Annotated in this window: 14 protein-coding genes and 3 pseudogenes; all 17 read left to right on the top strand. The window is 49.2% G+C overall.

Features of this window, described 5'->3' with window-relative positions; translation table 11 throughout:
* Positions 1 to 77 precede the first annotated feature (77 nt).
* The 17 genes and pseudogenes from ACGCCZ_RS00160 (at position 78) to rpoB (ending at position 20243) form a co-directional block, all read left to right on the top strand.
* Positions 78 to 973 (top strand): annotated as a pseudogene (locus ACGCCZ_RS00160) (MurR/RpiR family transcriptional regulator).
* A complete protein-coding gene (locus tag ACGCCZ_RS00155; RefSeq protein WP_411654994.1) occupies positions 945 to 2195 on the top strand; it encodes an NAD(P)/FAD-dependent oxidoreductase in 1251 nt (416 codons plus the stop codon). The pseudogene ACGCCZ_RS00160 and the gene ACGCCZ_RS00155 overlap by 29 nt, the downstream one beginning before the upstream one ends.
* Before the next feature lie 12 nt (positions 2196 to 2207).
* On the top strand, positions 2208 to 2873 hold the full coding sequence (cmk, locus tag ACGCCZ_RS00150) for a (d)CMP kinase (RefSeq protein WP_411654993.1): 666 nt from the start codon (positions 2208 to 2210) through the stop codon (positions 2871 to 2873).
* Between the two features lie 179 nt (positions 2874 to 3052).
* The gene (locus ACGCCZ_RS00145; protein ID WP_411654992.1) at positions 3053 to 3589 is read left to right on the top strand and encodes a lysophospholipid acyltransferase family protein; all 537 of its coding nucleotides are present in this window, start codon (positions 3053 to 3055) and stop codon (positions 3587 to 3589) included.
* Positions 3590 to 3623: 34 nt separating this feature from the next.
* Complete coding sequence (locus ACGCCZ_RS00140) at positions 3624 to 4211, top strand: lysophospholipid acyltransferase family protein (RefSeq protein WP_411654991.1); 588 nt, start codon at positions 3624 to 3626, stop codon at positions 4209 to 4211.
* 220 nt (positions 4212 to 4431) lie between these two features.
* Positions 4432 to 4722 (top strand): hypothetical protein, encoded by a 291-nt coding sequence (locus ACGCCZ_RS00135; RefSeq protein WP_411654990.1) that lies wholly within the window; start codon positions 4432 to 4434, stop codon positions 4720 to 4722.
* A 13-nt stretch (positions 4723 to 4735) separates the two neighbouring features.
* Positions 4736 to 6388: a 30S ribosomal protein S1 gene (gene rpsA, locus ACGCCZ_RS00130; RefSeq protein WP_411654989.1), complete on the top strand. Its 1653-nt coding sequence runs from the start codon at positions 4736 to 4738 to the stop codon at positions 6386 to 6388.
* Between the two features lie 375 nt (positions 6389 to 6763).
* Complete coding sequence (yunB, locus tag ACGCCZ_RS00125) at positions 6764 to 7411, top strand: sporulation protein YunB (protein ID WP_161803685.1); 648 nt, start codon at positions 6764 to 6766, stop codon at positions 7409 to 7411.
* A 143-nt stretch (positions 7412 to 7554) separates the two neighbouring features.
* A pseudogene (ligA, locus tag ACGCCZ_RS00120) lies at positions 7555 to 9535 on the top strand (NAD-dependent DNA ligase LigA).
* Between the two features lie 579 nt (positions 9536 to 10114).
* The gene (locus ACGCCZ_RS00115) at positions 10115 to 11374 is read left to right on the top strand and encodes a diaminopimelate decarboxylase (protein ID WP_411654988.1); all 1260 of its coding nucleotides are present in this window, start codon (positions 10115 to 10117) and stop codon (positions 11372 to 11374) included.
* Between the two features lie 514 nt (positions 11375 to 11888).
* Positions 11889 to 12251: pseudogene (gene tnpA, locus ACGCCZ_RS00110) on the top strand (IS200/IS605 family transposase); the annotation flags it as partial.
* Positions 12252 to 12609: 358 nt separating this feature from the next.
* Complete coding sequence (locus ACGCCZ_RS00105; protein ID WP_411654987.1) at positions 12610 to 13053, top strand: DUF2975 domain-containing protein; 444 nt, start codon at positions 12610 to 12612, stop codon at positions 13051 to 13053.
* A 29-nt stretch (positions 13054 to 13082) separates the two neighbouring features.
* Positions 13083 to 13289 carry a helix-turn-helix domain-containing protein gene (locus ACGCCZ_RS00100; protein ID WP_054324199.1) on the top strand — a complete coding sequence of 69 codons (207 nt, stop codon included), beginning with the start codon at positions 13083 to 13085 and terminating at the stop codon, positions 13287 to 13289.
* Between the two features lie 33 nt (positions 13290 to 13322).
* Positions 13323 to 14933, top strand: coding sequence for a DUF4153 domain-containing protein (locus tag ACGCCZ_RS00095; protein WP_411654986.1), 1611 nt, complete (start codon positions 13323 to 13325; stop codon positions 14931 to 14933).
* A 71-nt stretch (positions 14934 to 15004) separates the two neighbouring features.
* On the top strand, positions 15005 to 15577 hold the full coding sequence (locus tag ACGCCZ_RS00090; protein WP_054324202.1) for a chromate transporter: 573 nt from the start codon (positions 15005 to 15007) through the stop codon (positions 15575 to 15577).
* Complete coding sequence (locus tag ACGCCZ_RS00085) at positions 15574 to 16137, top strand: chromate transporter (protein ID WP_054324203.1); 564 nt, start codon at positions 15574 to 15576, stop codon at positions 16135 to 16137. Before ACGCCZ_RS00090 ends, ACGCCZ_RS00085 begins: the two co-directional genes overlap by 4 nt.
* 362 nt (positions 16138 to 16499) lie before the next feature.
* The gene (gene rpoB, locus ACGCCZ_RS00080) at positions 16500 to 20243 is read left to right on the top strand and encodes a DNA-directed RNA polymerase subunit beta (protein ID WP_085534588.1); all 3744 of its coding nucleotides are present in this window, start codon (positions 16500 to 16502) and stop codon (positions 20241 to 20243) included.
* Positions 20244 to 20257: the final 14 nt, after the last annotated feature.

Here is a 20257-nt window from a genome sequence, read left to right as displayed (position 1 = left end):
TTGCATTAATTTGGAAAAGTGCCGTCGTTTTCCGCGCGGAACGTGGCGGCAAACCTCATGAAATCTACCGCGCGGGGATGGGATTTGAAATGAATAACTTGTTGACCGTCAGAATTCAAGACAAGATGACCAGTTTTTCAAAGGGCCAAAGGCTGATTGCAAAATATATATTGGAGCACTATGACAAGGTGGCGTTTATGACGGCCGCACGCCTGGGCGCTACAGTGGGGGTGAGCGAATCTACTGTGGTGCGTTTTGCCACAGAGATCGGTTATACTGGGTATCCGGAGTTGCAGCAGGCCATGCAAGAGATGATCCGGAATAAGCTCACGTCGGTTCAGCGGATGGAAGTCACCGCCAATCGCATTGGAGAGAATGATATTCTCGACTCGGTGTTCAACCAGGACATCGACATCATTCGGCGGACCATGGAAGAGACATCCCATGAAAACTTTTATAAAGCGGCCGATGCAATCGCCTCGGCTCAAAGATCTATATTTTGGGGGCGCGCAGTTCCTTGGCGTTGGCGACTTTTTTGTCCTACTACATGCATCTGCTGTTTGAAAATGTACTTCTGGTGCAGTCCACCAGCGAAGGAGAGATCTTTGAGCAGATGATCCGCATTGACGAGAACGACGTGGTGATCGGCATCAGTTTTCCACGTTATTCCCGCAAGGCGGTAAAAGCGATGAATTTTGCCCGGAAACGCGGCGCAAAGGTTGTGGCTATCACAGACAGCAATTTATCACCGTTGGCAGAGCCAGCAGACTATTTGCTTTTGGCACGCAGTGATATTGCTTCGATTGTCGATTCCCTCTGTGCACCGCTCAGTTTAATTAATGCCCTGATTGTCACCATAGCCCTGAAAAAATCCAATGAAGTCAAAAAGGTATTCCAGAATCTGGAGGACATCTGGGACGAATATGGAGTTTATGAAAAGGTGGATGAACACAAGAGTGAGCCAACCATTTGATGTTGTAGTGATCGGCGGCGGGGCGGCTGGAATGCTTGCGGCTGGTACGGCAGCGGCCCGCGGTATGCAGGTTTGCTTGGTGGAGAAACAGGCGCGGCCCGGGCGAAAACTGATGATTACCGGTAAGGGGCGCTGTAACCTGACAAACGACTGCGATGTACAGGAGTTCATTGCGTCGGTTCCGTCCAACGGGCGGTTTTTATTCAGCGCGGCTTCGGCGTTTACACCGCGGGACGTGATGGCTTTTTTTGAGAACCAGGGGCTACCGCTCAAAGTGGAGAGGGGAAACCGGGTGTTTCCTACGTCCGACCGTGCGGTAGATGTGGTGGATACGTTGGTTCGGTATATGAAACGCGGTGGCGTGGAAATGCTAATGGGGCAAGCAGCCAAGTTGCTGTTGGAACAAGGCCATGTTCAGGGGATTGAGCTTCAAGACGGCGCCTGCGTCCTTGCACGCAATGTGCTCATTGCGTGTGGAGGAGCGTCGTACCCCGGCACAGGCTCCACCGGAGACGGATATATGCTTGCACGGCAAGCAGGTCATACTGTGGTTCCCCTGCGCCCATCATTGGTCCCGTTGGTGGCAAAAGGGACGGACTGTTCCGAGATGATGGGATTGTCGCTAAAGAATACGGCAATTCGTGTTTTGGACACCCAAAAGAAGAAAGAGGTCTACAGCGACTTTGGAGAGATGCTTTTCACTCATTTTGGGGTTTCTCGCCCGATGATTTTGAGCGCCAGTGCCCATATGCGGGATATGGCGCCGGGACGGTATCGGATTGTGATCGATCTGAAACCAGCGCTACGCCCGGAACAGCTGGATGCTCGTTTGCAGAGGGATTTTGAAATGAACAAAAATCGGGATTTTATCAATGCGCTTTCCGCATTGCTTCCGCGAAAAATGATTCCGGTGCTGGTGCGGCGTTCCGGGATTTTGCCGGAGACAAAATGTAATCAGATCACACGCGAACAGCGCCGTGCATTTGTGACGCTTTTAAAAGCGTATCCGGTGGAGATTTCCGGCTTTCGTCCGATTGAGGAGGCCATTGTCACATCCGGCGGCGTTTCCGTAAAGGAAGTCAATCCAAAGACTATGGAATCGAAACGAATCAAGGGCTTATATTTTGCCGGAGAAGTGCTCGATGTGGACGCCTATACCGGCGGCTTCAATCTACAGATCGCGTTTTGTACCGGCCGGCTTGCCGCGAATTCCATGCAGTAGGGAGGAAACAGAATGAATGCAATTGCCATTGATGGACCGGGAGGGGCCGGGAAAAGTACCATGGCCCGTGCTTTGGCCAAGCAGTTGGGATATGTATATGTGGACACGGGGGCTTTATATCGGGCGATTGGGCTGTATATGCGCCGGTTGGGGATTCCTACCACTGATTTTGACGCGGTTGCAGGAAACCTGACAGGGGTGAAGGTTCGCTTAGCGTTTCGCAATGGGGAGCAGCGGGTATTTTTGGGGGAAGAGGATGTATCCGATGCGATACGCACGCAGGATATTTCGATCGCGGCCTCCAATGTCTCTGCGGTTCCGCAGGTACGGGCGTTTCTGTTTGACCTGCAGCGGGATCTCGCTAAAACCAACCATGTTGTGATGGATGGTAGGGACATTGGAACGGTGGTCCTTCCCCACGCACAAGTTAAAATTTTTTTGACAGCCTCTCCGGAAGAGCGGGCGCGACGGCGTTATGAAGAGCTTTTAGAGAAAGGGATGGAGGCTGACTATGAGCAGGTTCTTGCAGAACTGAAACAGCGCGACTACGACGACTCGCATCGTGCGGTAGCGCCGTTGGTTCCGGCAGACGATTCTATTTTGGTAGATAGCACTGGCTTGACACGCGAAGAAGCGCTTCAACGCCTGCTAAAGACCGTCCAAGAAAAGCTTTCTTAGAAACGAGTCTGTCGATTGGACAGAGGTCGTTAAAACAATGCCGGGACTCCCGGAGATCGGTGGTTGAAAAATGAGGAGTACGCCTCTTTATGTATTTGCAAGAGCATTGGCGGCATGGGTGACTTATCCATTTGCGCCTTACACGGTAAAGGGAAGGGACTTATTCCCTGAGGAGGGCCGTGTGGTCGTCTGTTGTAACCATATGGCCAATTCGGACCGTGCGCTTATCTTGTTCCCAGCGCAGACAGATTTATTACATGGCAAAGGCGGAACTTTTTCAGTTTAAACCCTTTGGCTTTATTTTGAAGAAATTGGGTGCATTTCCTGTACAGCGCGGCAAGGGGGATGTGGAAGCCATTGACACGGCGGCAGAATTGTTGCGTGACGACTGTGCGGTTGGAGTATTTATCGAGGGGACTCGATCCAAAAACGGTGAATTTGGCAAACCGAAGGCGGGCGCGGCGATGCTCGCATACAACAACCATGCTCCGATTTTGCCGGTCTGCATCACGCCGATCGGGAGCAAAAGGCCACGCCTGTTTCACCGTGCGGTGGTTTCGTTTGGTGAACTGATTCCGTTTGAAGAGCTGGGAATACATGAGGGCTCTGGTGTGGAATTTCGGAATGCCAGCCGTTTGGTGATGGACAAGATTCGGGCGCTGCGGGAACGCGATTTACGGGAACTGGAAGAGAAGGATGCCTCAAACCACATTTAGCCGGGCTGACATACCATGCAGAGGAGGGCCGGACATGTCCGCATATCGGTTCTGGAGGAGAGCGCTGATGCCGATTGGCAAACTTCTGTTTCGCCTGCGCTTTGAGGGAACAGAAAATATTCCACGGGAAGGCCCTGTTGTCATTTGCAGCAACCATCGTTCCGTACTGGACCCGTTTTTTTTGGCTCTGCCGGTGCCCAGAGAGATTCGCTTTATGGCAAAGTCGGAGCTGTTTGAAGAGCATGGACAATTTGTTCGATGGCTTCTTTACGCGTTTGGCGCATTTCCAGTCCGTAGGGACAAAGGGGATGCAGAGTCTGTGCGGACGGCGGTTCACATCCTGCGGGAGGGCGGAGCAGTTGGAATTTTTCCCCAGGGGCGCTGTGTGTTCGATCGGTCGCCATTTAAGCCCAAGGCGGGCGCCGTCTTGGTGGCTGCAAAGGCAAAGGCGCCTATTTTGCCTGCTTGTATCTCTTTCCAAGGGAGAATATGCCCGTTGAAGCGCGTTGTGGTGCGTTTTGGTGAAATTCTTCCCCTTCCGGCTCTTTCTCTTTCGGATGACTCGCTTCAAAACGTACGGGAGGCGGCGGGCTCTGGCGGAAAAAATAAATGGATTGCTTGAAAGAAAATGAGCTTTTGTGTTGGTATTTTGTGTGATGAGCGTTTTGTAGACGATCGATGCGCTGTTTTTTGGCAGGGTTCTTTTGTGCCAATCAGCAAGGGCTTTTCATAAAGGGCTCATAAATGGGACAAGGCCGGGGAAACTTTTTGTAAGGCCGGCAAACAAGGAGGACGGTAAATTTGAAAATTACCGTAGCGAAGTTGCCGGTTTTGGTTTTGGCGTGAACCGGGCGGTGCAGATGGTGTTCGAGCTTTTGGATGAGGGAAAACGTGTATGTACGCTGGAACCGATTATCCACAATCCGCAAACGCTACAAGTTTTGGCTGCACGCGGCGTTCAGATCGTAGAGGCGCCAAAAGACGCTCCCGAGGATGCAACTTTGGTCATCCGCTCCCATGGAGTGTCAGAAGCGGTGTTGGATGAAATCCGCCGTTTGAAGCTCGCTTATGTGGATGCGACTTGTCCGTTCGTGGCAAAAATTCAACAGGATTGTTTCCGACGCCTCTGCTAAAGGACAAACGGTGTTGATTGCCGGAAATGCCACCCATCCAGAGGTGGAGGGAATTCGAGGACATTGCCAAGCTTGCTATGTCTTTAAAGATGCAAAAGAATTGGAAAATCTTACAAATGATTTCCCAGAATTGAAAAATAGGCCGTCATGTTTTGTCGCACAGACGACTTTTAGCGTGGCGGAATGGGAAAATTGTTTGGAAATCATAAAAAAGGTATATACAAATGCCACAATTTTTGATACAATATGTAATGCTACTGCAAAGCGTCAATCTGAAGCGGTCGAATTGTCCGAGCATTGCGATGCGATGATCGTCATCGGCGGCAGGCAAAGTTCAAACACTGCGAAACTCCGCGATGTTTGTAGGCAGAACTGCACTACATCTCTCATCGAAACAGCGGGTGAGCTTCCGCTGTCGGCTCTGAAGGGAGCCGCTTCCGTTGGCATTACTGCCGGTGCCTCTACACCGGCAAGCATTATAAAGGAGGTACTAGTTACCATGTCAGAAATTATTGAAAACGCAGGTGCGAATTCAACGGAGAATGCCGATACGAGCTTTGAGGAGATGCTTGAAGAATCCCTCAAAAGTTTAAATACAGATGAGAAGGTACACGGTGTGGTTGTCGGCATTGCCCCCAACGAGGTCTATGTAGATGTTGGAAGAAAGCAGGCTGGATTTATTCCGGTAGCCGAACTGTCTGCTTACCCGAACGCAAAACCGGAAGATCTGGTAAAAATCGGCGACGAAATGGACCTCCTGATCATGCGCACCAACGATCAGGAAGGAACGATCATGCTTTCCAAGAAGCGTTTGGATGCAGCGAAGGGTTGGGAAACGGTCGCTGCAGCAGAAGAAAGCCAGGAGATTTTGACGGGCGTTGTAACAGAGGTCATCAAGGGCGGCGTCATCGCGGTGACCAATGGAGTTCGCGTATTCATTCCGGCTTCTCAGGCGACAGCTTCCCGCAATGATCCGTTGGAGGATCTGTTGAAGAAGGAAGTTCGCTTCCGCATCATTGAGGTCAATCGCAACCGCCGTCGTGCGGTTGGTTCCATCCGTTCCGTCCTGAAGGACGAGCGCAAGGCTTTGGCCGATAAGTTCTGGGAGACCGCAGAGGTGGACAAAGAGTATACTGGTGTTGTGAAGTCTCTGACCGCTTATGGCGCGTTTGTCGATTTGGGCGGTATTGACGGTATGATTCACATTTCTGAGCTCTCTTGGAGCAGAATTAAGCATCCGAGCGAAGTCGTCAATGTGGGCGATACTGTGAAAGTATATATCAAGGGCTTGGACCGCGAAAAGGGCAAGATTTCTCTTGGTTACAAGCGTGCAGAGGACAATCCGTGGGAAATCCTCAAGCGTGATTATCCTGTTGGCACAGTGGCAGACGTCACGGTCGTAGGTATGACCACCTTTGGCGCATTTGCCAGAATTATTCCGGGGATCGATGGTTTGATTCACATTTCGCAGATTGCGGATCATCGCATTGAGAAGCCACAGGATGTTTTGAAGATTGGTGACGTTGTCAAAGCGAAGATTACGGACATCGATTTTGAGAAGAAACGTGTCAGCCTTTCCATCCGTGCACTGCTTGAGCCGGTTGCGGCGGAGGAAGATGCAGCTGCTCCTGCACAGGAGGAAGCACCGGCTGCGGATGCAGAATAATAAGCTCTTACTGAATTTGGGCACAGAGGAATTGTTCCTCTGTGCCTTTTTTGATTAGAACCCTTCGAAAAGACGGTGGCGCGCCCCGTAAAAAGCTATTGCTTCAAGCATCGATCGAAACAAACGCTCAACAACGATCTTTCGATGATAAAAAGGTTGCTGTTAAAACGGTAATTGCCCGTTTACGGTCTGGGCACAAGAGATGGAATCGGAATAAAGGTCCATGCGTTTTGAGAAGCTTATCGGTAATAGGCATTTATAGGGCCTTTTTATGCCTCGGTTTAGCCGATAGATTTAACGATTAAGAATGGAAAAGTATGCACAGCTTTTTTCCTTTTGCGTATGATGGAAAAGAAGCAAAAGGAGGGATACGCCGTGAGACGATGGAGAAGAAGCCGGCCGCGCCGCCGTAGACAAAGAGGATGGCTGGGAAGAATCTTGGCAGTTTTCATTTTGACCGGCGTAATCTTTCTATTCTTAGACTGGAAATTACATCCTATCATCGAGTCCATGGTATCCAATCAGGCGCGGATTGCGTCTGTTGAGGCGATCAATGAAGCCGTTATGGAGGAATTGGCGGCGGATTCTGTCTCCTATACCGATTTGGTCAATATTGAACGTGCAGAATCCGGACAGATTTTGGCAGTTACGACAGATATGACACAGATGAACCAGCTCAAATCGTCGATCCTACAGCGTGTTCAGGAACAATTGGGAGAGCATTTAGACACCGGCGTGCCACTGGGAACCCTGTTGGGAAGTGAATTATTACATGGCCGTGGACCGAATATCCCCGTGCGGTTGACGCTTTCCGGCAATGTAACAGCAGATTTTGAAAGCACGTTTGAATCCGCAGGAATCAATCAGACCAAGCATCGAATTTGCCTACATATTCATACCAGTATTTATTCGTTTTTGCCGCCTGCTTACAATGGCACAACCGAGATTGAAACCGACATACCTGTGGCAGAAACCGTGATTATTGGTGAAGTTCCGCAATTGATGGCGAACTTTAAAACATAATTTTTCCCAGCATCTCTTTACGCGAATAGGTTGCATGGAGTATAATCAAACTAATGAAAAAATAGGCCGCCGGTTGAGAGACGCCGGCGGCCTATTTGACGGCGGGCGCAGAAGGATGTTTGCGCGAGGGAAGGAGAATGGCTATGGATGAACAATCGGTAAAACAGCAGATGCAGGAATTGATCGGCCAAATCAATTATCATAATCAAAAATACTACGTGGAAGATGCTCCGGAGATTGACGACTACGAGTATGACATGCTCTACCGGCAGTTGCAACAGCTGGAAAACGAACATCCAGAGTGGATTCAGCCGGATTCTCCTACCCAGCGTGTGGGTGCTGCACCTTTGAATACGTTTGAAAAGGTAGAACATGAAGTCCCCATGGAGAGCCTTCACGATTCCTTTTCAGAGGAAGAGCTGATGGACTTTGATCGCCGGGTACGCGAAGCCGTGGATTCCCCGGTTTACATTGTAGAGCCGAAATTTGATGGCCTATCTGTGTCGTTGGAATACCGCGATGGCCGTTTTGTACGCGGTTCTACGCGCGGAGATGGCCTTGTAGGGGAAGATGTCACGGAGAATTTGCGTACTATCCGGACCGTTCCTTTGAAGCTCACCCGTTCGATTCCTTATTTAGAAGTGCGTGGCGAGGTTTATATGTCCCACGAGAGCTTTTTTAAACTAGCAGCCCGTCAAGAACTCAATGATGAAAAACCTTTTAAAAACCCGCGCAATGCCGCTGCTGGCTCTCTACGGCAAAAAAATCCGAGGATTACTGCGACGCGGACGCTCGACATCTTTGTGTTCAACGTACAACAGGTCAACGGCGAAGAACTCCATTCTCATAAACAATCGTTGGACTTTTTGAAGGAACTCGGGTTCCCAGTCCCCCCTTCTATAAGGCATGTACGACCATGCAGGAAGTGATCGAAGAGGTGCAAAGAATTGGAGAGTTGCGCGGTTCATTGGGATATTCCATTGATGGGGCGGTCATCAAGGTGGACGATTTTTCTCAGCGCGTATCGTTGGGAAGTACGGCGAAATTTCCCAAATGGGCGGAAGCTTTTAAGTACCCGCCGGAGGAGAAAGAGACAAAGCTGCTGGAAATTGAGATCAATGTGGGCCGTACAGGGGTCCTGACTCCAACCGGTCTCTTTGAGCCGGTCACGCTGGCAGGTACTACCGTCAGCCGCGCGACTTTGCACAATCAGGACTTTACTACAGAAAAGGACGTCCGTGTTGGGGATACGGTCATTCTGCGCAAAGCGGGGGAGATCATCCCAGAAGTGGTTGCAGTAACCGCCCATTCCCCGAAGGCAGAACCTTACCATATGTCCGGAGATCTGTCCTTCCTGCGGCGGACCGGTCACCCGCGAAGAGGGAGAAGCGGCCATACGCTGTACGAATCCGGAATGCCCGGCACAGTTGATGCGTCACATGATCCATTTTAGCAGCCGTGATGCGATGGACATTGATGGGCTTGGCCCGGCGGTGATTGAGCAGTTGGTGGAACGCGGATTGGTGAACTCTCCGGCGGATCTTATATGTTCTGGAGCAATCGCAGATACAAGAGTTAGAGCGCATGGGGGAAAAGTCTTCCAGAATCTGATGGATGCGATTGCGCACAGCAAAGGAAACGATCTGTACCGTTTGGTGTATGCGCTGGGAATTCCGCACATCGGTTTGAAAGCGGCGAAATTACTGACCTCCTATTTTGGCAATATAGATGCGATTTTCCAGGCCAGTGCAGAGGAAATTTCCGCGATTGATGGGTTTGGCGGTATTATGGCGGAGAGTGTCCGTCAGTTTTTTGATCTTTCCAGTACCGCACACTCTGATCGGCCGCCTGCGTGATGCAGGCGTAAATATGGTGAGTAAAACAGTGGTGAGCGATACGAGGTTTGCAGGAAAGACCTTTGTCCTGACCGGAACGCTTCCGACGATGACGCGCGCGGAGGCATCGGCCATCATTGAAAAGCTTGGAGGAAAGGTAAGCGGAAGCGTTTCCAAAAAGACCAGCTATGTCCTTGCAGGGGACGAAGCGGGAAGTAAGCTGACAAAAGCACAGAAACTTGGTGTCCAGATCCTCACGGAAGAAGAATTCTTGCAAATGGTGGATTGAAATACTTTTTACCTTACCCCATGGCTTCTATTCCGGAAGACCACCCTTCTACACGGAGGGGGTGGATTGAAATTTATTCCGTGCCAATCCGGGTCCCATCCATCCACAGTCACCCTCCATGTGGAGGGGATGGATTGCAATACGATTTAACAAAACGGCTTCGGACAGGCGACTGGGGCGTCCTCTATGCGAAGGCCGTGGATTGAAAACAGAATCATCCCGAAGGGCAGCTATCCCTTGGAGCGCCCCTCCATACAAAGGAGGGGTTTGAAATAGCCTAAGAGAGAACGCATAAAATGATCTATGAGTCCCCTCCGCGTGGAGGGGAGAAATTGAAAGAACATGATAGTGAAGTCAAAAGATCTTGCCTGGCTTTCCCCTGCACATGGAGGGGGAAAACCAAGTTCCCCTAGATAAGGAATGTGGTTTTGATTACCGCTATGCGTAGGGAATTTAGTGAACTTTATAAAAGCTTAACTTGACAAAAAAACAAATCTTTTTTATACTGTAAGCGTCAATTTTGAAAGTTAATCTGTGCTAACTTGCGGCATAGAAATGAATTAGGAAAGTGGGAGCCAGATGAAAAAACCATTTGTCACCAAAGAACAGTTACAAGCGATTGTCGAAGAATATCCGACGCCATTCCATCTCTATGATGAAAAAGGAATTCGCACGCGCGCGCGCAACCTGCAAAAGGCGTTCGCATGGAATAAGGGCTTTAAGGAATATTTCGCTGTCAAAGCCACACCGAACCCGTTCATTTTAAAGATTTTACAGGAAGAGGGCTGTGGAGTTGACTGCTCTTCTTTAACCGAGTTGATGATGGCAGAGACGTGCGGTTTTTCGGGAAAGGCGATTATGTTTTCTTCCAACGACACACCCGCTCAAGATTTTGAATATGCGGCTAAATTGCATGCAACGATCAATCTGGATGATTTCACCCACATTGACTTTTTAAACAGCTTGGTTGGAATTCCGGAGACGATCAGCTGCCGGTATAATCCGGGTGGGACGTTTGCAATCAGCAATACAATTATGGACAACCCCGGCGATGCAAAATATGGATTTACGAAAGAGCAGATGATCGAGGGGTATAAAAAATTGCAGAAGCTGGGTGCAAAGCACTTTGGAATCCATGCGTTCCTCGCCAGCAATACCACAACGAACGAGTATTATCCAACTTTGGCGCGCATTTTGTTTGAGCTTGCAGTGGAATTGAACGAGAAAACCGGAGCGCATATCGCCTTCATCAATCTCTCCGGCGGCGTTGGTATCCCGTATCGTCCCGATCAACAAGAAGTGGACATTCTGGCAGTGGGGGAAGGGGTACGCAAAGCTTATGAGGAGGTTTTGGTCCCCGCTGGCATGGGCGATGTGGCAATCTTTACGGAGCTGGGCCGTTACATGTTGGGACCGAACGGCTGCTTGGTCACAAAGGCGATTCATGAAAAGCACACGTACAAAGAATATATCGGAGTGGATGCCTGTGCCGCCAACCTGATGCGCCCGGCGATGTATGGTGCATACCACCACATCACTGTGATGGGAAAAGAAGATCAGCCCTGTGACCACAAATATGATGTCACCGGCGGCCTCTGTGAAAACAATGACAAATTTGCCATCGACCGGATGCTTCCGAAGATTGATATGGGAGATCTTTTAGTCCTGCACGATACTGGTGCACACGGCTTTTCTATGGGATATAATTACAACGGAAAGTTGCGTTCGGCAGAAATCCTTTTGAAAGAGGATGGAACAGCGCAATTGATTCGCCGTGCAGAAACGCCGAAGGATTATTTTGCAACGTTTGATTTTACAGGCCTGTTTGACCGGTATTGAGAATTCCTCCCTTTAAAGGAGTGGCAAAGAGCATTGGCCGCCAAGAAAAGGGCTTTCGGGGATTCGACATATTGAAGAGCGGTTTTGCATGAATAAACCAAAGCTTTCCCCTACAATCGAGTGGGAATGCTTTGGCTATTACAGATGCCATTTATTAAAATGACAGTATATTTATTACAAATGATTACAGTTTTGCCCGCGGATTTTTCCGCGGGCTTTTTGTATGAATAAAACCGCTCGCCTTGCGAGTGGTACAAAAGAAGGCTTATGGCGATGATATAGAAAAAAGACCTCCTTTTGTTGAAGAATGTTTTTACGGTCTGGCAACTGCCAAGAACAACAAAAGGAGGATATTTCAATGAATGACAGAAACCGTTTATCACATAGGATGAAATTGCAAATATCATATCGCATTGTCGATGATAACCTAAACCAACCAGACCTATGGAGGTTGATCAAAACGGAAAAATCCTATTTCATAGGAACCTACCTTATGGGAAAGTGTGTGATTTAGATCGCGATCGTATTTGCTCCAAGGTATAGAAGGAAGATGTTTTGTAAAGAAACGAGGCGGGAGATCGGAGAAATTCTGAGGACTCTTTGCGAATGGAAAAAGACAAAAATTGTGGAAGCAGAAGGATGTCCGAATCGTGTGCATCTGTTGGGAGAAATACCGTCCAAAGGGTTGATGTCAAGCTTCATGGAATATTTGAAAGGAAACAGTAGTCTGATAATCCACGAAAATATCCAGACCGGAATCGGGAATTATAGTGTAGAGAATATTCTGTAGATATAGTAGGAAAGGATGCAAAAAGGATTCAAAGAGCACATCCAAAAGCAGTTGAAAGAAGGTAAGACAGGAGAACAGCTGACGATGGGAAACTTTGAAAAAACTCGTTTACGAGTAGCAAGTAACAAACCTTTTGCAGCTGCCAGAGCGTACCAACGTGGCATGACACGTGCTGCCAGCAATATAGGGTTTCGCCCGCATATAAAATATCCCCGGCTTTTGCCGGGGGATATTTATTTGTTGGGTTTTGTTTGAATTCTATGAAAGTACCGTTTGTCACGAAAGAATCATTACAAACGATTTTCGAAGAATATCCGATGTCATTCTATTTTTTCAAATTACCATGAATAACAGTATGAATTTATTGATAAACGATAAAAATATATTGCAAAACAGTTGTTAGCGTGTTACAATAGAAGCAGAAAATCAAAGGAGGATTCACGATGTGGACGAAATCGAAATCTCTGATGCTTTCCATTTTTTGTACGAGGCTGTTTTTTGTACTTTTGGTAGCTGGAGTGATCTTTGCACCACAGATTGTCGTTTGGTACTTCGGCAATTCACCGGCAGCGCAATCGATCCATTTGGCCTTCCGAATAACCATTTACTGCTGTGCAGTTCCCGGCTTTTTCTCCTGCTGTGTCTGCACCGGTTATTGCGCAACATTCGCCGGGAGCGTGTATTTGAAAAGGAGAATGTCACGTTATTGCGAGTGATCTCCTGGTTGTGTATTGCTGTTGGTGTGGTGACTTTGGTCTCCGGTTTGTATTATACATCGTTTTTTCTGGTGGCAGCCGCAGCAGCTTTCTGTGGCCTCATTGTCCGGGTGGTCAAAAATGTATTTGAACAGGCCATTGCAATCAAGACAGAAAACGATTATACGATCTGATACGTTTGAGCGATGAAAGGAAGAACGACATGCCGATTGTTGTCAATCTGGACGTCATGATGGCCAAGAGAAAAATCTCGGCAGGCGAATTGGCGGAAAAAGTGGGAATTACCCCTGCGAATCTCTCTATTTTAAAAAATAACAAGGCCAAGGCGATCCGGTTTTCAACCCTAGAAGCAATCTGCCGTGCGTTGGACTGTCAACCTGCGGACATCTTAGAATATCGAGAATTCTGACATACAAAAAATGGCGGAAAGGAGCATTGCAAAATGAATCCGTATACAAATGATGGGAGTACTACTTGCACCCCCAAAACCACTGGTGTGCCCAATTTGCCGGACAGCCGTGTCTATCAAAATCCGGCGATTCAGTCCGGCTCGAAATGTGAGCAAAAGGGTTCGTCCATTCCCTTCACAAGCGTGGATGCGTACTTTGCCATTTTGGCGCTCGTATGCGGTTATCTCTTTGTTTGGCTGGTAAATCCATTGGCAATTTTATCTCCGAGTTCGCTTGGCGTAGGAGTAACCATCTTTGCGATCTGTTTCGATACAACGGCATTGCTTTATATGCGAAAGCGGGCTGTTTCGCCGCCAAAGAGTAGTTATGCTTGGTTGATACTGGCCATGGTGTCTGCACTGTACTTCGCACTGTTTTCGAATGGGATTCTGAAGTTTTTCAATCTTATTTTTTGTGTGGTGGTGACAGCCTATTGGATGGCAGCGGCCTGTAATTCCCGTCTGGAACCTTCCCTCGGTCGCTTTGTTGTGCCGGATTTGGTAGATCAATTGCTCCAAATTCCGTTTTTCAATATTTCCTGTGCTCCCAAAATTCTACGAAGCACCGCGGGAAAAAACCGAAAAAGTAAAAATATGCTGGCAGTAGGCGTGGGGATTTTGGTGGCTGTTCCACTGGTCCTACTAGTGGGGGCACTTTTGACAAAAGCCGATGTGACATTTGCGCGAATGGTTCAGAAAATGACCGCGGAATTTGGCGAACATCTTTTGATTATTCTGCTGCGTCTACTCCCGGCGTGGCTGATCGGGTGTTACTTCTTTGGGATGCTGTATGGAAATCTGCAAAAGCGTGGAGTAGCTACCCGCAGCAAAGAGCAGGTGGATACAGGGAGAGAGAGGCGCAGAAGATTGCCGGCGGCCATGACGGTCACTATTTTAGTGTTGTTGAGCGGTGTATACGTGCTTTTCTTCGCTGCGCAGGCGGCGACCCTGTTTTCTGCCTTTACCGGCGTGCGTCCTGAGGGGCTTACTTATGCGGAATATGCCCGCCAAGGGTTTTTTGAGCTTTGTGAGGTGGCAACCATCAACTTGTTTGTTTTGGGAGGTGTACGCTTATTCACGAAAAGGATGGAAGGGCGGCCTGTGCGTCCTATGATCGTATTTTCGGTGCTGATCTCTGCCGAGACGCTTCTTCTTATTGCAACGGCTTTGAGTAAGATGGTTCTTTATATTCAGCAATATGGGTTGACCCTTCTCCGTGTGTATACCAGTTGGTTTATGGTGTTGCTGTTTGTCGTGTTTTCTATTGTGATCGTTGCACAATTCCGGACAATCAATCTGGCAAAGGCCCTGGTGATCGCCTTTTCCGCGTGCTTTTTGATCTTGTGTTATAGCAATGTAGATGGCTTGATTGCGCGGTATAACATCGATCGTTATATGGATGGGACATTAAATGCCGTGGATTTGAGCGCCTTGTATACGACCCCAGAAGCTTCGTTCCCCTATGTGAAGGCGCTTTACCAACAGACGGATGACCCCGATTTGCGTGAGGAAATCTACCGTTATTGGGGGGATATCCAGGACGATAACCGTCCATTCTATGAACAGAATCTAGAGCATTTCCTAGTACAAAAAGATACAATTTAACACAAATACCGTTGTATGTAAATTCCTCCCAAGATACAATAGAAAGAAGACTGGAAAGGGGAGGAAACAAAATGAAACAGGAATCGTTCAAACAGCGATACGTAAAACTGTTTATCACTTTTTTAAAGATCGGTGCGTTTACCTTTGGAGGCGGGTATGCGATGATTCCGTTGATCCAGAGGGAAACCATTGAAAGGCACCATTGGATTGACGACCAGGATCTTTTGGATATGTTGGCGATTGCAGAATCAACTCCGGGGGTAATCGCTGTCAATTCAGCGACATTCGTCGGGTACCGTGTGGCGGGGTTCTGGGGAGCACTTTTTGCTACCATAGGGGTGATACTCCCATCGTTTTTCATCATCCTGTTGTTGGCTGGGGTGATTCAACAGTTTAAGGAGTTGCAATATGTCAATTATGCTTTTGTAGGAGTCCGTGCAGGCGTAGCAGTATTGATTTTGAATGCTGTGCTCAAGTTATCGAAGCAATGTCCCAAAAACATCTTTACGCTGCTTGTTGCGGCAGTGGCCTTTGTCCTAGTCACTTTTTTCAGTGCCAATGTGATACTGGTGATTGTGTTCGCCGCCATAGCGGGAGTAGTGGTTCAACTTTGGCTGCATGGAAAGGGCGGTGCAGCACAGTGACATTGCTTCATCTGTTTTTTACCTTCTTTAAGATCGGGCTTTTTACCATCGGCGGTGGGTACGCAATGATTCCGTTGATTCAAGAAGAAGTACAGCGGAACCATTGGTTGCAACCGACGGATTTGATCGATTTTATCGCTGTCAGCGAATCGACTCCCGGACCATTTGCCGTGAATATTGCAACTTATATCGGAGCTGAAACCGAAGGAATTGCGGGAGCAATTTGTGCGACAGCCGGTGTAGTATTGCCGTCCTTCCTGATCATCCTTTTGGTGGCCAAATGGTTTTTGTCCATGCAGGAAAATCGCTTTGTACAGGGCGCGCTATACGGCCTGCGGCCAGCGGTGGTGGGGTTGATTGCGGCGGCAGCTTTTTCAATCAGCTCGACCAATTTCTTCCCGGAAGGAACGTTCTCTTCTGTCAATTGGACTGGGATTGCCATTTTTGCTTTGGCGTTTCTCCTGATGCTCTGGAAAAAGCCACATCCCATTTTATTGATCTTGTTTTCAGCCAGTCTGGGGATTGTTTTTTGTTCGGCACAGGAGTTTATTCCATTTTAGAGATGCTTAAAAAGCGCCTGCAAAACATCGTTTGGGATGCTTCGCAGGCGCTTTCGTTTGGAAACAAAAGGATAAGAATTTCTGGAGAATTTGGCGTTTTTGTACAGAAAACCGAGTGGAAAGTGTGTATCAGCATAAAAAAACAAAAAAGTCAAGGTAAAACCACAAATTACCTTGACAAACACTATATATTGTTATAAAATATTAAACTGCATCATCATGGAAAGATATACGCATGTCCATGTTTGATTATCATATCACAACTCCTCTAAAAAGGCAAGCCCTTCTTGTGAAGAGAGTTGTGTTTCCCAGATAGATGCCACAATCAGGATGGTAAATTTTTGAATGGAGTGATTGAGCCAATGGTGAATGTCAAACCGGTACAGGTCGGCAAAAATGTCCGCATGAGCTTCTCACGCATTGACGAAGTGCTGGATATGCCCAATCTGATCGAGGTCCAGAAAAATTCCTACAAGTGGTTCCTGGATGAAGGCTTGAAGGAAGTTTTTAAGGATGTCTCAGGGATCACAGATTATACGGGCAATCTGGTCCTCGATTTTGTGGACTACAAACTGGATGTCGACAAGCCGAACTATAGCGTGGAAGAGTGCAAGGAGCGCGACGCCACCTATGCGGCTGCACTCCGGGTGACCGCCCGTCTCCTGAACAAGGAGAGCGGAGAGATCAAGGAATCTGAGGTCTTTATGGGCGATTTCCCGCTGATGACTGAAAGCGGCACCTTTGTAATCAACGGCGCAGAACGTGTGATCGTATCCCAGTTGGTTCGTTCTCCCGGCGTCTATTATAAGATGGAGTATGACAAGACCGGCAAGGAATTGTTTAGCTCCACGGTTATTCCGAACCGCGGCGCGTGGTTGGAATACGAAAATGACGCCAACGATGTGTTTTATGTTCGCATCGACAAGAACCGCAAAATCCCTGTGACGGTCTTTATCCGCGCCCTTGGCCTGGGCAGCGATGAAGAGATCCGCGAGTATTTTGGCGATGATGACCGCATCAACGCAACCATTGAGAAAGACCCTTGTAAAAACATGGAGGAGGCGCTTTTCGAAGTTTATCGGAAATTGCGCCCCAGCGAGCCGCCTACCATTGAGAGCGCCCAGTCCCACATCAACGGCCTCTTCTTTGATGCGCGCCGTTACGATCTTTCCCGCGTAGGCCGCTACAAGTACAATAAAAAGCTGAATTTGGCAGGCCGCATCACCGGCCAGCAGCTGGCCAGACCGATTGTCAACCCGCTCACCGGCGAGTTGATGGCAGAAGAAGGACAGGTTGTCTCCCGCGAGTTGGCAAAAGAGATCGACGACGCGGGTGTAAGCGTGGTCTATGTCACAGTGAACGAACGCGAAGTCAAAGTGATTTCCAATGGCATGGTGGACATTCAGAAGTTCGTGAATTTTGATGCTGTGACAGAATGCGACATCAATGAACGGGTTCGCTTCAGTGTACTGGCGGAGATCTTGGGCGAGTGCGGCGACGATGACGAGGCGCTCAAGGATATGATCCGCTCCCGCCGGGATGAGTTGATTCCCAAACACATTATCATCGATGATATTTTTTCCTCGATCAACTATATGAACTGCCTGGCGGTTGGTTTGGGCAGTGTGGACGATATTGACCATTTGGGAAATCGCCGTATCCGCTCGGTGGGCGAATTGTTGCAGAACCAGTTCCGTATTGGTTTTTCCCGTTTGGAGCGCGTTATTCGCGAGCGTATGACCCTGCAGGCGCAGGACTTGGAAGTTTTGACTCCCCATTCGCTCATCAATATCCGTCCTGTTGTAGCGGCGATTAAAGAATTCTTTGGTTCTTCGCCGTTGTCCCAGTTTATGGATCAGACCAATCCGTTGGCAGAGCTGACGCATAAGCGCCGCCTTTCGGCTCTGGGTCCGGGCGGACTCTCCAGAGACCGTGCAGGGTTTGAGGTCCGTGACGTACACTATAGCCACTACGGCCGCATGTGCCCAATTGAGACACCGGAAGGCCCGAACATCGGCCTGATTTCCTATTTGGCAACGTTTGCTCGAATCAACCAGTACGGGTTCATTGAAGCGCCCTATCGCCGAGTGGACAAGGAGACTGGAATTGTCACCGACGAAGTCGTCTATATGACGGCGGACATGGAGGATGAATACATCGTTGCACAGGCAAACGAACCGTTGGACGAGGACGGTCGCTTTAAGCATCTAAAGGTCAACGCCCGTTCCCGGGATGAATTCGTGGAAGTGGAGCGCGAACGTGCGGACTTCATGGATGTTTCTCCGCGAATGGTTGTGTCCGTTGCAACGGCGATGATTCCTTTTTTGGAAAACGACGACGCCAACCGTGCACTGATGGGTTCCAACATGCAGCGGCAGGCAGTGCCGTTGCTTAGGACGGAGTCTCCGATTGTCGGAACCGGCATGGAATATAAGGCGGGTGTTGACTCCGGCGTCTGTGTGCTGGCAAAGCGTGCGGGCGTGGTGCGCAGTGTCAGTGCGGATGAAGTCCGTGTGACCCGCGACGACGGCGAGATCGACACCTATCACATCATCAAATTTATGCGCTCGAACCAGGGAACATGTGTCAACCAAGTTCCGGTTGTGAGCGTGGGAGATCGTGTTCAGGTGGGCGATGTCATTGCCGATGGGCCGGCAACCAAGGACGGCGAGATCAGCCTGGGTAAGAATGCCCTGATCGGTTTTATGACCTGGGAAGGTTACAACTACGAGGACGCGGTTTTGATCAGTGAAAAGATCGTCCGCGATGATGTTTATACGTCCATTCACATTGAAGAATATGAGACCGAGGCCCGCGATACAAAGCTTGGGCCGGAGGAGATTACCCGGGATATTCCGAACGTCAACGAAGATCTCCTGCGTGACCTCGATGAAAGCGGCATTATCCGCGTCGGCGCAGAGGTGCGTGCGGGCGACATTCTGGTCGGAAAGGTTACACCGAAGGGTGAAACCGAGCTGACCGCAGAAGAACGCTTGCTGCGTGCGATCTTTGGCGAAAAGGCCCGTGAAGTACGCGACACCTCCCTTCGCGTACCCCATGGCGAATATGGCATTGTGGTGGATGTCAAAGTCTTTACCCGTGAGAACAGCCACGATGAGTTGAGCCCCGGCGTCAACAAGGTTGTGCGCTGTTATATTGCGCAGAAGAGAAAGATTTCGGTCGGCGACAAGATGGCGGGCCGCCACGGAAACAAAGGTGTTGTATCCCGTATCCTGCCGGTGGAGGATATGCCGTTCCTGCCGGATGGCACTCCTCTGGACATTGTGTTGAATCCCCTGGGCGTTCCGTCCCGTATGAACATCGGCCAGGTTTTGGAAGTACACCTCGGTATGGCTGCCAAAGCGCTCGGTTGGAAGATCATGACCCCGGTTTTCGATGGCGCACATGAAGACGACATCCGCGAGTGCTTCAAGCAAGCAGGTATGCGCGAAGATGGTAAGATTCTTTTGAAAGACGGCCGTACGGGCGAATATTTCGACAACCCGGTTACAGTTGGTTATATGTACTACCTCAAGCTGCATCACCTGGTCGACGATAAGATTCATGCTCGCTCAACCGGTCCGTATTCGCTGGTTACACAGCAGCCGTTGGGCGGCAAGGCGCAGTTTGGCGGCCAGCGTTTCGGTGAGATGGAGGTCTGGGCGCTGGAGGCATACGGCGCTGCTTACACTTTGCAAGAGATTTTGACCGTCAAGTCCGACGATGTGGTCGGCCGTGTTAAGACCTATGAGGCCATTGTAAAGGGCCAGAATATTCCGAAACCGGGTGTTCCGGAGTCCTTCAAGGTTCTAATCAAGGAATTGCAGTCTTTGGGCTTGGATGTCAAGGTGTTGGATAGGAACAACGAAGAAATTGACCTCAAGCAGAACTTTGACGATGACGACGATATGGGCTTCACCCCATCCGACGATTTGTTTGACGAACCGACTGTGGAGGACGGAGAGCTGGATGGCTATTCGACGGAAGAGCATGAGGACGACGACCTCTTTGACGGGGACGACTTCCCGTCCGATGGAGATGACGATCTTTTTGAGAAGGAGGAACCCTTTGACATTTCTTCTGATGGAGACGGCGAACAGGAATAAATAGAAGGGGGTCA

It is taken from the genome of Anaeromassilibacillus sp. SJQ-1 (assembly GCF_046693725.1).
Taxonomy (GTDB): Bacteria; Bacillota; Clostridia; order Oscillospirales; family Acutalibacteraceae; genus Anaeromassilibacillus.
This window is presented reverse-complemented; position numbering and strand designations above follow the sequence as displayed.

What these genes read in the sequence shown, in the direction of transcription:
- ACGCCZ_RS00155 (WP_411654994.1), top strand. Translation starts at nt 945, where the DNA reads ATGAACACAAGAGTGAGCCAACCATTTGATGTTGTAGTGATCGGCGGC.
- cmk (WP_411654993.1), top strand. Translation starts at nt 2,208, where the DNA reads ATGAATGCAATTGCCATTGATGGACCGGGAGGGGCCGGGAAAAGTACC.
- ACGCCZ_RS00140 (WP_411654991.1), top strand. Translation starts at nt 3,624, where the DNA reads ATGTCCGCATATCGGTTCTGGAGGAGAGCGCTGATGCCGATTGGCAAA.
- ACGCCZ_RS00115 (WP_411654988.1), top strand. Translation starts at nt 10,115, where the DNA reads ATGAAAAAACCATTTGTCACCAAAGAACAGTTACAAGCGATTGTCGAA.
- ACGCCZ_RS00100 (WP_054324199.1), top strand. Translation starts at nt 13,083, where the DNA reads ATGCCGATTGTTGTCAATCTGGACGTCATGATGGCCAAGAGAAAAATC.
- ACGCCZ_RS00095 (WP_411654986.1), top strand. Translation starts at nt 13,323, where the DNA reads ATGAATCCGTATACAAATGATGGGAGTACTACTTGCACCCCCAAAACC.
- ACGCCZ_RS00090 (WP_054324202.1), top strand. Translation starts at nt 15,005, where the DNA reads ATGAAACAGGAATCGTTCAAACAGCGATACGTAAAACTGTTTATCACT.
- rpoB (WP_085534588.1), top strand. Translation starts at nt 16,500, where the DNA reads ATGGTGAATGTCAAACCGGTACAGGTCGGCAAAAATGTCCGCATGAGC.